This is a genomic window from Planosporangium thailandense (assembly GCF_011947195.1).
GTDB lineage: Bacteria > Actinomycetota > Actinomycetes > Mycobacteriales > Micromonosporaceae > Planosporangium > Planosporangium thailandense.
In genome coordinates this window covers 1-13,976 of the sequence record NZ_JAATVY010000009.1, presented here as the reverse complement: position 1 = coordinate 13,976, position 13,976 = coordinate 1, and the positions used below count along the sequence as shown (strand labels likewise).

Sequence of the window (13,976 nt, the reverse complement as noted above, 5' to 3'; positions counted from 1 at the left end):
AATCCGTTCCGCCCCTACCGCGATACCCGTCGATCAGTTAACGGGGAATGTGGTGACGCCCCATTTGTACGTGGTGACGGTGCGTGCCGGCCGGGCGAAATATCCGGAAAGTAGCGTTTAGCTATTCATGACTATCACTATTGTGACCTGCTGCACATGAAGTTACCCTCCAGTAATTCCTGTTACCAGTTGGTAACTTCTCCATTTACTGGAGGCGTCCATGGCGCTGCGTCGATCCGCCGTCCTCTCAGCCGTCCTCGCCGGAGTCACCACCGTCACACTGTCCGCCCCGGCGCCCGCGAGTGCCGCCGTCGCCGCCCACCGCGCCGCGGCCGCCCGGTCAGCAGCCACCGCCGAGAGCACCCCGATCACGGGATTCCGCTTCGTCGACATCCCCGCCAAGGACGGCGTGGTGCTCAAGGCGAACGTGGTCGCCCCGACGACCGCCGGCCGCCACCCGGCGATCGTGTTCGTCAACAGCTGGGGACTCAACGATCTCCAGTACCTCGCGCAGGCCCGGGCGTTCGCCAGCCGCGGGTACGTGGTCCTGTCGTACACGACGAGGGGTTTCTGGGACTCGGGCGGAGAGATCGACGTCGCCGGCCCCAAGGACGTCGCCGACGCGTCGAGCGTGGTCGACTGGCTGCTCGCCAACACCGCCGCCGACCCCGCGCACCTCGGTATCGCGGGCGTCTCCTACGGCTCCGGCATCAGCCTGCTCGCCTCCGCGTTCGACCCCCGCATCAAGGCGGTCGTCGCGATGAGCTGTTGGACCGACCTGGTGACGTCGCTGTACGGCAACGACACCCGCCGGCCGCAGACGGTGTGGCTGCTCAAGACCGTCGCGCAGCTCGTCGGCCGGCCCAGCGCCGAGTTCTCCGCCATGGCCAAGGCGTACCTCGACAGTGGAAACACCGACGTGGAACCCCTCAAGGCCTGGGGCCGGGTCCGCTCTCCGGACACCTACCTCGACGCCATCAACCGCAACCACCCGGCGATCCTCATGGCCAACGCGTACGGCGACAGCCTCTTCGCGCCCAACCAGCTCGTCGACTTCTACGGCAAGCTGACCGGCCCGAAGCGGCTGGAGTTCGCCCCGGGTGACCACGCCGTCGTCGAAGGGCTCGGCCTGTTCGGGCTGCCCAACCACGTGTGGGACAGCGCGTACCGGTGGTTCGACCGGTACCTCGCCGGCAAGCCGACCGGCATCGACACCGAGCCGCCGGTCGTCCTGCGCCACCTCGGCAGCGACGCCGTCGAGTCGTACGCCGACTGGGCGCACGTCACCACCTCGACCCAGCGGATGTACCTGGGCGGCGCACACTGGTGGGACGGCACCGGCCCGATGTCGACGAGCGCGCCCGGCGCCTGGTCGGAGTCGATCTCGATGGGCACCGACACGGTCGCCGGCGCCGGGATACCGCTGCTGACCAACGGGCTCACCGGCCTGACCGGGATCGCGCCGACCGTGTGGCTGCCCCTGATCAACCGGAACAACGCGGCGGTCTGGGAGTCGGACCCGCTGCCCGCCAACGAGGCGATCCGCGGCTGCCCGACGCTGCATCTCGCGGTCAACTCCGCGGCGTCGACCGGGACGCTGGTGGCTTACCTGTACGACGCCGGCCCGTTGGCCTTCGGCAAGCTCATCGCCCAGGCGCCGATCACCTGGCTGGCGTCCACGCGCACCATCGATCTCAAGCTCGAGGCGATGGCCGACGACATCCCCGCCGGCCACCACCTCGCCCTGGTCATCGACACGAAGGACCCGCTCTACATGGACGCCGACCAGGCGGGCGCCACGGTGTCGTTCGGCAGCGGTTCGTGGCTGGACGTGACGCTCCGCTGATCGTTCTATGCGATCTTGGACACTTGTGGGACCTATAGGTCCCACAAGTGTCCAAGATCGCGTCAGGGGCGGGTCAGGAGTCGCCGCCGGTCTCGCCGACCGGCGCCGCGTTCACGTCGTCGATCGCGTACTTCTTCGCCGCCTCGGCCGGGGCCGACGCCCGTACCTCGCCCCGGCGGGCGAGCTGGCGCAGCGTCGCCACCACGATCGACTCGGCGTCGACGTGGAAGTGGCGGCGCAGCGCGTGCCGGGTGTCGGACATGCCGAACCCGTCGGTGCCCAGCGACGTGAAGTCACCCGGCACCCACCGGGAGATCAGGTCCTGGACGGCCCGCATGAAGTCGCTGACCGCCACGACCGGGCCGCTGCCGTTCTCCGACAGCTTCTGCGTCACGTACGGCACCCGCTCGTTCTCGCCCGGGTGCAGCAGGTTGTGCTCCTCGGCCTCGACGGCGTCCCGGCGCAGCTCGGTCCACGAGGTCACCGACCACACGTCGGCGGCCACGCCCCAGTCCTCGGCGAGCAGCTTCTGCGCCTTCAGCGCCCACTGCATCCCGACGCCCGAGGCGAGGATCCGGGACTTCGGCCCCTCGGTCACGGGCGCCTCGGCGTACCGGTACATGCCGCGCAGCAGTCCGTCGACGTCGACGTTCGCCGGCTCGGCCGGCTGGTGGATCGGCTCGTTGTACACCGTCAGGTAGTAGAAGATGTCCTCGGGGTTCTCCCCGTACATCCGCCGCAGCCCGTCCTCGACGATGTACGCCACCTCGAACCCGAACGCCGGGTCGTAGGCCACCACGGCCGGGTTGGTCGCCGCGATCAGAAGCGAGTGGCCGTCCTCGTGCTGCAGGCCCTCGCCGTTGAGCGTGGTGCGCCCGGCCGTCGCCCCGAGCAGGAAGCCCCGCGCCATCTGGTCGGCGGCCGCCCACAGCCCGTCGGCCGTGCGCTGGAACCCGAACATCGAGTAGAACATGTACATCGGGATCATGGGCTCGTTGTGCGTGGCGTACGACGTGCCCGCGGCGATGAAGGACGCGACCGAGCCGGCCTCGTTGATGCCCTCGTGCAGGATCTGGCCGGTCTCGGCCTCCCGGTACGACAGGAAAAGGTCCCGGTCGACCGGCGTGTAGTTCTGCCCGAACGGCGAGTAGATCTTCGCGGTCGGGAACATCGCGTCCAGGCCGAAGGTCCGAGCCTCGTCCGGGATGATCGGCACCCACCGCTTGCCGATGTTCTTGTCCTTCATCAGGTCCTTCATGAGCCTGACGAAGGCCATCGTGGTGGCGACCTTCTGCTTGCCGGAGCCCTTCTTGACTGAGCCGTACGCGTCCGACGGCGGCAGCGCGAGCGGGATCGTGGTGGTACGCCGCGACGGCACCCCACCGCCGAGCTGGCGACGGCGCTCCCGCAGGTACTCCATCTCGTCGGAGTCCTCGGCCGGCTTGTAGTACGGCGGCAGGTACGGGTTCTCGTCGAGCTGGCTGTCCGGAATGTCCAGGTAGAGGCGGTCGCGGAAGGTCTTCAGGTCTTCCAGCGTCAGCTTCTTCATCTGGTGCGTGGCGTTGCGGCCCTCGAAGTGCGAGCCCAGCGTCCAGCCCTTGATCGTCTTGGCCAGGATGACCGTCGGCTGCCCGGTGTGCTCCAGCGCCGCCTTGTACGCCGCGTAGAGCTTGCGGTAGTCGTGGCCGCCGCGCTTGAGGTTCCAGATCTCGTCGTCGGTCAGGTTCTCGACCATCTTGCGGGTACGCGGGTCGCGGCCGAAGAAGTGCTCCCGCACGTACGCCCCGGACTCGGCCTTGTAGGTCTGGTAGTCGCCGTCCGGCGTGACGTTCATGAGGTTGACCAGCGCACCGTCGCCGTCAGCGGCCAGCAGCGGGTCCCACTCACGGCCCCAGATGACCTTGATGACGTTCCAGCCGGCGCCCCGGAAGAGCGCCTCCAGCTCCTGGATGACCTTGCCGTTGCCGCGCACCGGACCGTCGAGGCGCTGCAGGTTGCAGTTGATGACGAAGGTCAGGTTGTCGAGCTCCTCGCGGGCCGCCGCGCCGATCTGGCCGAGCGACTCGACCTCGTCCATCTCGCCGTCGCCGAGGAACGCCCAGACGTGCTGCTGGCTGGTGTCCTTGATGCCACGGTGGTGCAGGTACCGGTTGAACCGGGCCTGGTAGATCGCGTTCAGCGGCCCGAGGCCCATGGAGACCGTCGGGAACTCCCAGAAGTCCGGCATGAGCCGCGGGTGCGGGTAGCTCGGCAGCCCGCCACCCGGGTGCGACAGCTCCTGGCGGAACCCGTCGAGCCGGTCCGCGGACAGCCGCCCCTCCATGAACGCCCGGGCGTAGATGCCGGGGGAGGCGTGCCCCTGGAAGTAGATCTGGTCACCGCCGCCCGGGTGCTCCTTGCCCCGGAAGAAGTGGTTGAACCCGACCTCGTAGAGGCTCGCCGCCGACGCGTACGTCGAGATGTGACCGCCGACACCGATCTCCGGCCGCTGCGCGCGGTGTACCAGCATCGCGGCGTTCCAGCGGATGTAGGCGCGGATGCGCCGCTCCACGTACTCGTCACCCGGGAACCAGGGCTCCCGCTCCGGCGGAATCGTGTTGATGTAGTCCGTCGTCGTCAGCGGAGGAACCCCGACCTGGTGCTCCCGCGCGCGTTCGAGCAGGCGCAGCATGATGTACCGCGCTCGCTTGGCGCCCCGCTCGTCGACGACCCCGTCCAGGGATTCGACCCACTCGTTGGTCTCGTCCGGGTCGATATCAGGCAGTTGGCTGGGTAGGCCGTCGCTGATGACCGGACGCTTGCGTTCGGTGGACACAGGCGTTCCTTAGGGATGCGTGCTGGTAAAGCTCTACCGAACCATGGTGCACGCTTACCCCGCCTCGCGTCACGCTACCGACGCGTCAACTGGGATGATCGACACATGTACTCATCAGTAATAACGGTTCGGACGGGGTCGGCGCCGACTGTCCGCGACATCACAGGTGAGGCAGCCGAGTTCGTCTCCGGGCGCGGCGACGGGCTGCTCCACGTCTTCGTACCGCACGCCACCGCCGGCGTGGCGATCATCGAGACCGGCGCCGGCAGCGACGACGACCTGCTGCGGGCCCTCGACGACGTACTGCCCGCCGACGACCGGTGGCGGCACCGCCACGGCTCGCCCGGGCACGGCCGCGACCACGTGCTGCCGGCGTTCGTCGCGCCGTACGCCACGCTCCCGGTGATCGGCGGCAAGATCGCGCTGGGGACCTGGCAGTCGATCTGCCTGGTTGACCCGAATGTCGATAATCCGACACGGCAGGTGCGCTTCTCGTTCCTGCCGGGGTGAGGTGACATCGTAAGCACGGGCTGGCCCCGGCCGCCGGGTTTCCGACATGCTGTGCGACGTGACCACCCCCCAGGATCTCGACGAGCGGTTCCGGGCGGTCCTCGGCGGGATGGAACCCGCCGAGGAGAAGCGGGAGCCCGACGGTCCGGTACGCGAGGGCACGGCGCTGACCGGCACGAAGGCCTGGGAACTGTTCTCCGCACAGCTCGCCAGCCGGCACCTCGACCTCGCCGCGCGCTGGCTACGCAGCTTCGACGAGGGGTACTACACCATCGGCTCGGCCGGCCACGAGGGCAACGCGGCGGTCGCCGCCGCCCTGCGCCCGACCGACCCGGCGCTGCTGCACTACCGCTCCGGCGCGTTCTACTGCGCCCGCGCAGCCCAGGTGGCCGGCAGCGACCCCATCCGCGACGTCCTCCGCGGGCTCGTCGCCTCCAGCCGGGAGCCGATCGCCGGCGGGCGGCACAAGGTCTTCGGCAACCCCTACCTGCACATCATCCCCACCACCTCCACCATCGGCTCGCACGTGCCGCGCGCCGTCGGCGTCGGGTACGCCCTCGCGCGCGGCCGGCGGATCTCCCGGCTCAACGCCCAGGCCACCGGCTGGCCGGCCGACGCGATCGCGGTCTGTTCCTTCGGCGACGCCTCCGTCAACCACGCCAGCACCCTCGCCGGGCTCAACACCGCCGGCTGGTCCACCCACACCGGCCTGGGCCTGCCGATCCTGTTCGTCTGCGAAGACAACGGGCTCGGCATCAGTGTCCGGTCCCCGGCCGGCTGGGTCGAGCAGGCCCTGCGCAGCCGTCCCGGCATCCGGTACTTCGCCGCCGACGGCTGCGACGTCACCGCCACGTACGACACGGCCGTCGAGGCGGTCACCTGGGTACGCCGACAGCGCCGCCCCGCCGTGCTGCACCTGTCCGTGGTCCGGCTCATGGGCCACGCCGGCGCCGACGCCGAACAGGCCTACCGCACGCCCGCCGAGATCGCGGCGGACGTCGACCGGGACCCGCTCCTGGCCACCGCCGCGCTGCTGGTCCGGGCCGGCCTCGCCACCCGCACCGACCTGCTCACCCGCTACGACGAGGTCGGCTGGGAGGTGCGCCGGGTCGCCGAGGAGATCCTGACCGAGCCGAAGCTCGGCTCGCCCGGCGAGGTCGCCGCCCCGCTCGCGCCCAGGCGGCCCGTACGCGTCGCCCGCGCCGTCGCGGACGCCGCCGCCCGGCTCGCGGCGCCCGCCCCAGAGGCCGCTTCGGAGGTCTCGCCCCCTTCGGAGGTCTCGCCCGCTTCGGAGGCCTCGTCCGCCCCTCCGGCCTCGCCCGCTTCGGGGGCCGCGGGGGCCGCGGGGGCCGCGGAGGCCTCGGAGGCCGACCAGCCCGCGGCGGTCAGCGAGTCGGCGGCGTCCACCGCCATCGCCCGCGCGCTGGGCGGCATCGGGGTGCCCAGCGGCGCCGCCCGGAACGCCGCATTCGGCGGCAAACTGCCCGAACAGGCCGGCCCGCTCACACTCGCCCAGACGATCAACGCGGTGCTGACCGACGCGCTGCTGGCGTACCCTCAGCTGCTCGTCTTCGGCGAGGACGTCGCCGGCAAGGGCGGCGTGTACGGGGTGACCAAGGGGCTGCGGGACCGGTTCGGGGTCGGCCGGGTCTTCGACACGCTGCTGGACGAGACGTCGATCCTGGGGCTCGGCCTCGGCGTCGGCCTCGGCGGGATGCTGCCGGTGCCCGAGATCCAGTACCTGGCCTATCTGCACAACGCCGAGGACCAGCTGCGCGGCGAGGCGGCCACCATGCAGTTCTTCTCGCAGGGCGCCTACCGCAACCCGATGGTCGTACGGCTCGCCGGCCTGGCCTACCAGTCGGGCTTCGGTGGCCACTTCCACAACGACAACTCCGTCGCCGTGCTGCGTGACATACCGGGGCTCGTCGTCGCCGTGCCGGCGCGGGCCGAGGACGCCGCGCCGCTGCTGCGTACCTGTCTCGCGGCGGCCGTCGTCGACGGCAGCGTCTGCGTCTACCTCGAGCCCATCGCGCTCTACCACACCCGTGACCTGCACACCGACGGCGATGGGGAGTGGCTTTCGGAGTACCGGGCGCCGGAGCGCTGGTCGGCGGAGCACGTACCGATCGGCCGGGCCCGCGTCTACGGCCTCGGCTCGGCCGGCGACCTGACAATCATCACGTTCGGCAACGGCGTCCGGATGTCGCTGCGGGCAGCCGCCCGGCTGGCCGCCGACGGGGTCGGCTGCCGCGTGGTCGACCTGCGCTGGCTGTCGCCGCTGCCCGTCGCCGACATCATCCGCGAGTCCGCCGCCACCGGCCGGGTCCTGGTCGTGGACGAGACCCGCCGCAGTGGGGGAGTCGGTGAGGGGGTGCTCGCCGCGCTGGTCGACACCGGTTACGTTGGGGTGGCGCGGCGGGTCGCGGGTGTCGACTCGTTCATTCCGCTCGGCCCGGCCGCGGCACATGTACTCGTGACCGAGGACCAGATCATCCAAGCGGCGAGATCACTACTGACGCGTTGATTTCCCGGTTCGTACGGTGAGCCACTTGCGCCGGAAGCTACAACTGTGTGGACTACGCGCTAACAGCGTCCACGACCGCGCCAAAAACAGTGGATACTGCTGCTAGACGTACAAGACAGGGAGGCACCAGACAGTGAACGCGACCGCAGGCCAGGCCGACGTCAAGAGCCTGGCGGACCGGTTCGGTATCGAGCCGGGCATGGTCGTTATGGAGATGGGGTACGACGACGACGTCGACGAGGATCTCCGCGACACGTTGATCGACCGGTGTGGCGAATTGGTGGACGAGGACACCGACGAGGTGGTCGACGCCGTGCTGCTGTGGTGGCGCGAAGGCGACGGCGACCTGGTCGAGACGCTGATCGACGCCCTCGGCCCGCTGACCGACAACGGTGTGGTTTGGCTGCTCACCCCCAAGGCGGGGCGTGAGGGGCACGTCGAGCCCAGCGAGATCAACGAGTCGGCTCCGACGGCTGGCCTGCAGCAGACCTCGACCGTCAACGCCGGGAAGGACTGGACGGCCGCCCGGCTCGTCGTTCCGCGGAGTGCCCGAGCCAAGCAGCGCTGACGCCACCCGTCTCCGGTCCGCCGACCCATGCGGTCGGCGGCTGGTCCTTGCGTGCCCGTATCCTCTAGGCGACCGTTCTAGGGCCGACCGACAGGTCGACCACTCCGGCGACCGTAGGAGAAGGCATGCCTCTCGAAGTGGGGACCCAGGCCCCCGACTTCGTCCTCAAGGACCAGAACAACCAGGAGGTCCACCTTTCGGACTTCCGGGGCCGAAAGAACGTTCTGCTGGTGTTCTACCCGCTCGCGTTCACGGGTACGTGCCAGGGCGAGCTGTGCCAGGTGCGGGACAACATCGGCGACTTCCAGAGTGACAGCGTCCAGGTGCTCGCGATCAGCGTCGACTCGGTCTACAGCCACAAGGTCTGGGCCGACCGCGAGGGCTTCGACTTCCCCCTGCTGGCCGACTTCTGGCCGCACGGGGAGGTGGCGCACGCGTACGGTGTTTTCAACCGGGACAAGGGCTTCGCCAACCGCGGCACCTTCGTCATCGACCGTGAGGGGATCATCCGCTACGCCGAGATGAACGGGCCCGGTGAGGCGCGGGACCAGGGCACGTGGCGGAAGGTACTGGCCGAGATCGCGTGATTCGTGCCGTCTCCACCATGATCACTGGACGGCTTGCAGTCCGATCATGGTGGAGCGGTGCGCCGCGGAGGCGGTATCCTCGCGCAGCAAGGTAAGCTAGCCGCCGATTCCGGGTGCGTAGCTCAGTGGAAGAGCACCCGCCTTACAAGCGGGGGGTCGCTGGTTCGAACCCAGCCGCGCCCACCACGGTTCACCAGGTCTTTTTCTTCGGGGAAGACCGCAACGGAGATCATCTGTAGCAGCGCCTGTAGCAGTGTCAGGTCAGTCGAGGTGGTCGTCAAGGCGCTTCAGCCCCTCTCGCCTCGCGTCGAGGTTGGTGTGGGCGTAGATCTTGAGCGTGATGTCCACGTCAGCGTGGCGGGCGATCGCCTGGACCAGGTGCGGCGGTACGCCGAGGTCCAACAGCAGCGTCACCATCGTGTGGCGAAGATCGTGTAGCCGGACGTCCGGCAGTCCACGATCGGAAAGGGCGGCTTGGTCGTGCTGGTGATCACCCGGCGGTATCGTGCGAGCGTCTCGTCCGGAGTGGCGCCCATGTGCTCGGCCAGCCGCATGGCGACCTGCCGGTCGAAGTCGAAGCGGCAGCGGATCACACCCGCCATCCACCGCACCGGGTTGAGGCTGGCCCCCGCGGTCAAGTGCGCGAGCACCTCGCGAACGGTTAACTGGTCACACAGCGACCGGGTAGCTCACCGCTGCTCGGTTAGCTGCGCGAGGTCAGCGGCCAAGGCGGCGCGCTCGGCGTGGATCAGCGACCAGGTGCCGGTCGCGGGTTGACGGTCGATATTCGGTGTCGGCGACGTCATACGGACGATGCTCCTGTGCGGTAGTAGGCGGGCGGGGATCCGGTCAGCGGCTGACCAGGCCGACGTGGTTGCCGTCGGGATCGGTGAACACGGCGATACGGCTAACGGGCGTGTCGGTCGGGGAAAGGACGCAAGTGGCTCCGAGCTGCTCGGCGCGGGCGAGCGCAGTATCGACGTCATCGACCGGGAAGTAGGCGACGAGACCGGTATACGGACTGTCCGGGCCGGCCTGGCCGATCCCGCCCGACGGCCGGCCGTCGTCGCCGCCGACGAGCGCATAGTTCGCGTCGAGGGCGTTGACCGACCACCCGAAAAGATCCTGGTAGAAGCGTCGTGCGCGCGGGGCATCGGGGGTGGAGATGTCGAACCACGCGGGCCGGTGCGGGTGGTCGGTCGAGCTCATGAGCAGCCTCCTCGGCGCGGTCAAGGGCGGTCGGTCGTACGTGTTCATGGGTGAGACTGCTGCCATGGGGCAGAATCGTCGCTGATGGACGAGATTTCTACCGACCGGCTCGCAGGCGGCACCGTCGAGGTGAGTGGACAGGGCGCTCAGGACGCCGACCTGGCCCGCATCCGGGACGGGGACGATGCCGCGTTCACGCGCCTGGTGACGCCGTTACGCCGGGAGCTGCACGCCCACTGCTACCGGATGCTCGGCTCGGTTCACGATGCCGACGACGCGGTGCAGGAGGCGCTGGTGCGCGCCTGGCGCGGGCTGGCCCGGTTCGAGGGCCGCAGCACCCTGCGCACGTGGCTGTACACCGTGGCCACCCGTGTCTGCCTGGACGTAGTCGACGCGCGCAGTAAGCGGGCTCTGCCGGTGGACCTGGGTCCGTCCAGTGAGCACGCTGTGCTCGACCAACGTCCACGCACCGACATCGCCTGGCTCGGTCCCTACCCCGACGCCGGTCTCCCGCACGACCCAGCGGGACCGGAGGCCCGCTACGAGCAGCGCGAAGCGGTTGAGCTGGCGTTCGTTGCCGCATGCCAGCATCTGCCAGTCAACCAGCGGGCGGCGCTGCTGCTGTTCGACGTCCTCGGATTCACGGCAGCCGAGATCGCCGCCATGATGGGCACCTCCACCACCTCGGTGAACTCCGCGCTCGCCCGCGCCCGCCGCATCCTCGCGAAGAAGCTGCCCGCCCGCACCCAGCAACAGACGCTGCGCTCCATCGGCGACTCGGGAGCGCGGACGCTGGCGACCGAATTCGCCAGCGCGTTGGAGCGCGGCGACGCCGAGGCCCTGATCGCGCTACTCACCGAGGACGTCACCTGGTCGATGCCGCCGCTGCCGCACTGGTACCACGGCATCGACGCCGTCTCCGATTTCGCCGTGCAGGTGCCCATGACCCGTTGCCCGAGCTGGCGACACCAATTGACCAGCGCGAACGGCCAAGCGGCCATCGCGTTCTACCTCGGCACCGACCCCGCACACCCGCATGACGCGTGGTCGATCACGGTGCTGGACCTGCGCGATGACCGGATCGCCGAGATCACCTCATTCCTCGACCCCGACCTTTTCAGACTGTTCGGTCTGCCCACCACGATGGCCTGACCCGGTGGAACACCCCTCTAACCTCACGCACCGGATGGGGCGCTGGGACGCCGCTTGATCTCCTCATAACCCAGCAGCTCCCCCGACAACTGGGTGACAAGGCGAGTGACAACGGATACGAATGTCAGCGGACAGGCACGTACGTCGGCGGACTGTTTCGACAGCTCAGGGCCAGCGATGGTGCAGCTCAGTCGGCCATTATGGTTCGTTCGGGACAGAGAGGTCGCCTGCCCGCCGTGTACAGCAGCTAAGTACAGCAACCGACCGCACCGAACCGGACCACAACAGACCGCAGCAGTCCTGCTGACCTCCTACGAGATTTCATGCGACCGGGTTGCCTGTAGTTCACACCGAATAGGTCGACCGGCGACCGGCGAAGCGGCTAAGGCGGTTGAAGCGACTGGGCTGCCGGGTACATTGACTGACCGTGCTCCAGACCCGTCTTGATCTTGACCGGATCCGCGCGGCTCGCGATGTGATCGACCCGGTTTTTCTGGCCACACCGCTGTACCGGTGTGATGCCCTGGGAGGTCAGCTTGGCTGCACGGTGAGCATCAAGCTGGAAACAGCGAACCCGGTGCGTAGCTTCAAGGCCCGGGGTACTGAACTGGTCACGAGCCGCCTGGCCGACCAGGGCGCGGCGGCGGTGGTGTGCGCCAGCGCCGGCAACCTCGGTCAGGCGCTGGGTTGGTCGGGTCGTCGCCGAGGCCTGGACGTGACGGTGGTGGCGTCGTGCTTTGCGCCGACGATCAAGCTCGACCGGGTTCGTTCCTTCGGGGCGCACCTGGAGGTGGTGGACGGCGACTTCGAGATGGCCCGCGAGCGGGCGGTGACCATCGCGCGTCAGCACGGCGTTCGGCTGGTCGAGGACAGCTTGGACATTGAGACCTGCGAGGGTGCGGCGACCATCGGCCTGGAGCTGGTCGGCGGGATGTCCGCCGGCGACGTCGTCCTGATCGCCCTTGGCGGCGGCGCCATGGCCACCGGCGTTGGCCATGTCCTCAAGGCGCTGGCGCCGGAGGTCGAGGTGATCTGCGTGCAGCCGCTTGGCGCACCTGCCATGACGCTGTCCTGGCGGGAGCGCAGGGTCGTCACCACTGACTCGACCGACACCATCGCTGACGGCGTGGCCGGCCGGTACCCGATCCCTGCGGTCCTGGAAGATCTCCTCCAGGTGATCGACGACGCGGTCCTCGTGCGCGAGGCGTCGATCGTCACCGGGATGCGGTTGCTCCTGGAGCACGCGGGTCTGGTCGTCGAGCCCTCGGCGGCTTTGGGTATCGCCGCCATTCTCGAAGACCCTGATCGCTTTGCCGGCCGCCACGTGGTCACGATCATCTGTGGCGGCAACGTAGACCTGGACGCCTACCGCCGTTGGGTCGGCCGGTGAGTCCTGGCAACTGAAGTAGTGGGTGACGAACTGAGTGACAACCGGTATGGATGGCGGCGGACATTGGCGGACGTCGGCGGACTGTTTCTCGTGCTAACGGGCCATGACCGCCCTGGCAGCCCGCCCGCAATCATTCCTTGACACGTAAGCAGTCCTGCCTTCGGCCCATGGAGGTCTGCTCGGTCGGTCGGTCGAATCACGACATCGATGCTGCAAGGCTGCGGCCATGAGCTTCATCGATCGCATCCTCGGACGCCCGTCTACCGAGACCGACATGCCGGAGCCGTTGCCCAACTCTGCGCCAGGATCGACGCCGGATGGTAGATGGTACGTGCCGCATGATGGGGATCGAGACCGCTTCGTCGGTGCTGACGGAGTACCTCCCCTTCATCTGATCGTCTATGGAGATACTGGCGGTGAGTCAGTCCTCCGCCTGTGCGAGGACACAACAGGGCTGTTGGTAAGCCCGAGTGACACCCGCCTTCCGAGGGCCGGCATCTACGTGTCCCAGCTCCGGGGCGAGGCCTACCATCGCACGGCGTGCGAGGCTGGTGACTTCCGGCCGGGTCGTCCAGTTCGGCTCGTTCGAGAACCGGATAACGAGTTCGATCGCAACGCGGTGGCTGTCTACGACCACGCCGGACTGCACCCGGCTGCCTATGTGAACAAGCAGAAGGCTCGGATGTTGTCACGCCTCATGGATTCTGGTGAGCCGATCGAGGCGATCTCGATCCGGGGAACCGGCTCGGGGATACCCTGCGATCAGATAGCCGTCCTGGCTGCGTCGCCGGAGGTCTTGCGGCGGCTTCTTGAACCTCGACCAGACCATTTGCCGACGCCAGCGCATCAGGTGTCTTGACGATCGATGGTCGCCTGTGGGTGACGAGTGGTGACCGCTGGAGTGACAGCAACGCTGACGGCAACCGAGACCGCCACGCCCGATCACCGGTGGACCTCGCCAGACGGCTTGCCGCACTTCGCAGTCGGAGACCCAGCCGCCTAAGCCGGGCTCTTAATCCGCTGGTCTGGGGGAGCGGCGACACAGCGCGGAGGTGCAGCAACGGTGACCCCGTACCGCGCCGAACCGGACCTCGACGCACAGGCTGGCCTTGCATCTACCCTCACGGATCTGGTTGCCTTGCTCTGAGGATCAACCGTTGCGACGGCGAACATGACATGATCGCCCCGTGACTCACGGCTCTGAGTGGACGTACGAACTGGATGGCGCGACGGTCCAGTTCATGCCAGGGCAAGACGACGACCCGGCAGCTATCGAGAACATCGACGCGCACGTCTACCTCCGCGACGGCACACGCCGGTACGCCACGTTCATGACCACCGACGAGATCGCTCGCATCCTTCAACGGTCGGC

12 protein-coding genes and 1 tRNA gene are annotated in these 13,976 nt (G+C 68.6%); 9 read left to right on the top strand and 4 right to left on the bottom strand.

The window, feature by feature from the left end; genetic code table 11:
• Positions 1-220 precede the first annotated feature (220 nt).
• Positions 221-1,846 (top strand): CocE/NonD family hydrolase, encoded by a 1,626-nt coding sequence (locus HC031_RS14720; RefSeq protein WP_167925872.1) that lies wholly within the window; start codon positions 221-223, stop codon positions 1,844-1,846.
• 73 nt (positions 1,847-1,919) lie between these two features.
• Here the strand turns inward: HC031_RS14720 and aceE are convergent, their stop codons facing one another.
• Positions 1,920-4,661, bottom strand: coding sequence for a pyruvate dehydrogenase (acetyl-transferring), homodimeric type (gene aceE / locus HC031_RS14715; RefSeq protein WP_167925871.1), 2,742 nt, complete (start codon positions 4,659-4,661; stop codon positions 1,920-1,922).
• Positions 4,662-4,766: 105 nt separating this feature from the next.
• On the opposite strand from aceE, the gene HC031_RS14710 reads away from it, so the two are divergent.
• The 5 genes from HC031_RS14710 (at position 4,767) to HC031_RS14690 (ending at position 9,039) form a co-directional block, all read left to right on the top strand.
• Positions 4,767-5,171, top strand: a complete 405-nt coding sequence (locus HC031_RS14710; protein WP_167925870.1) for a YjbQ family protein — start codon at positions 4,767-4,769, stop codon at positions 5,169-5,171.
• Between the two features lie 46 nt (positions 5,172-5,217).
• Positions 5,218-7,698 carry a thiamine pyrophosphate-dependent enzyme gene (locus tag HC031_RS14705; protein ID WP_167925869.1) on the top strand — a complete coding sequence of 827 codons (2,481 nt, stop codon included), beginning with the start codon at positions 5,218-5,220 and terminating at the stop codon, positions 7,696-7,698.
• 133 nt (positions 7,699-7,831) lie between these two features.
• Complete coding sequence (locus tag HC031_RS14700; protein WP_167925868.1) at positions 7,832-8,266, top strand: DUF3052 family protein; 435 nt, start codon at positions 7,832-7,834, stop codon at positions 8,264-8,266.
• Between the two features lie 125 nt (positions 8,267-8,391).
• A complete protein-coding gene (locus tag HC031_RS14695; protein ID WP_167925867.1) occupies positions 8,392-8,853 on the top strand; it encodes a peroxiredoxin in 462 nt (153 codons plus the stop codon).
• A 111-nt stretch (positions 8,854-8,964) separates the two neighbouring features.
• Positions 8,965-9,039: transfer RNA gene (locus HC031_RS14690), tRNA-Val, on the top strand.
• 75 nt (positions 9,040-9,114) lie between these two features.
• On the opposite strand, the gene HC031_RS33100 is transcribed toward HC031_RS14690, so the two are convergent.
• The 3 genes from HC031_RS33100 to HC031_RS14675 form a co-directional block, all read right to left on the bottom strand.
• Positions 9,115-9,270: a site-specific integrase gene (locus HC031_RS33100; RefSeq protein ID WP_240942519.1), complete on the bottom strand. Its 156-nt coding sequence runs from the start codon at positions 9,268-9,270 to the stop codon at positions 9,115-9,117.
• Positions 9,264-9,503: a hypothetical protein gene (locus tag HC031_RS33095; protein WP_240942518.1), complete on the bottom strand. Its 240-nt coding sequence runs from the start codon at positions 9,501-9,503 to the stop codon at positions 9,264-9,266. The genes HC031_RS33100 and HC031_RS33095 overlap by 7 nt, the downstream gene beginning before the upstream one ends.
• Before the next feature lie 199 nt (positions 9,504-9,702).
• Entirely contained in the window at positions 9,703-10,062 is a 360-nt protein-coding gene (locus tag HC031_RS14675; RefSeq protein WP_167925866.1) for a VOC family protein, read from the bottom strand.
• A gap of 84 nt (positions 10,063-10,146) precedes the next feature.
• Between HC031_RS14675 and HC031_RS14670 the strand changes: the two genes are divergently transcribed.
• The 3 genes from HC031_RS14670 to HC031_RS34780 all read left to right on the top strand — a co-directional run bounded on the left by HC031_RS14670 (position 10,147) and on the right by HC031_RS34780 (position 13,463).
• Positions 10,147-11,214: a sigma-70 family RNA polymerase sigma factor gene (locus tag HC031_RS14670; protein WP_167925865.1), complete on the top strand. Its 1,068-nt coding sequence runs from the start codon at positions 10,147-10,149 to the stop codon at positions 11,212-11,214.
• Between the two features lie 427 nt (positions 11,215-11,641).
• Positions 11,642-12,604, top strand: a complete 963-nt coding sequence (locus HC031_RS14665) for a pyridoxal-phosphate dependent enzyme (protein ID WP_167925864.1) — start codon at positions 11,642-11,644, stop codon at positions 12,602-12,604.
• Between the two features lie 226 nt (positions 12,605-12,830).
• Positions 12,831-13,463 carry an HIRAN domain-containing protein gene (locus HC031_RS34780; RefSeq protein ID WP_167925863.1) on the top strand — a complete coding sequence of 211 codons (633 nt, stop codon included), beginning with the start codon at positions 12,831-12,833 and terminating at the stop codon, positions 13,461-13,463.
• The last annotated feature ends 513 nt before the right edge of the window (positions 13,464-13,976 follow it).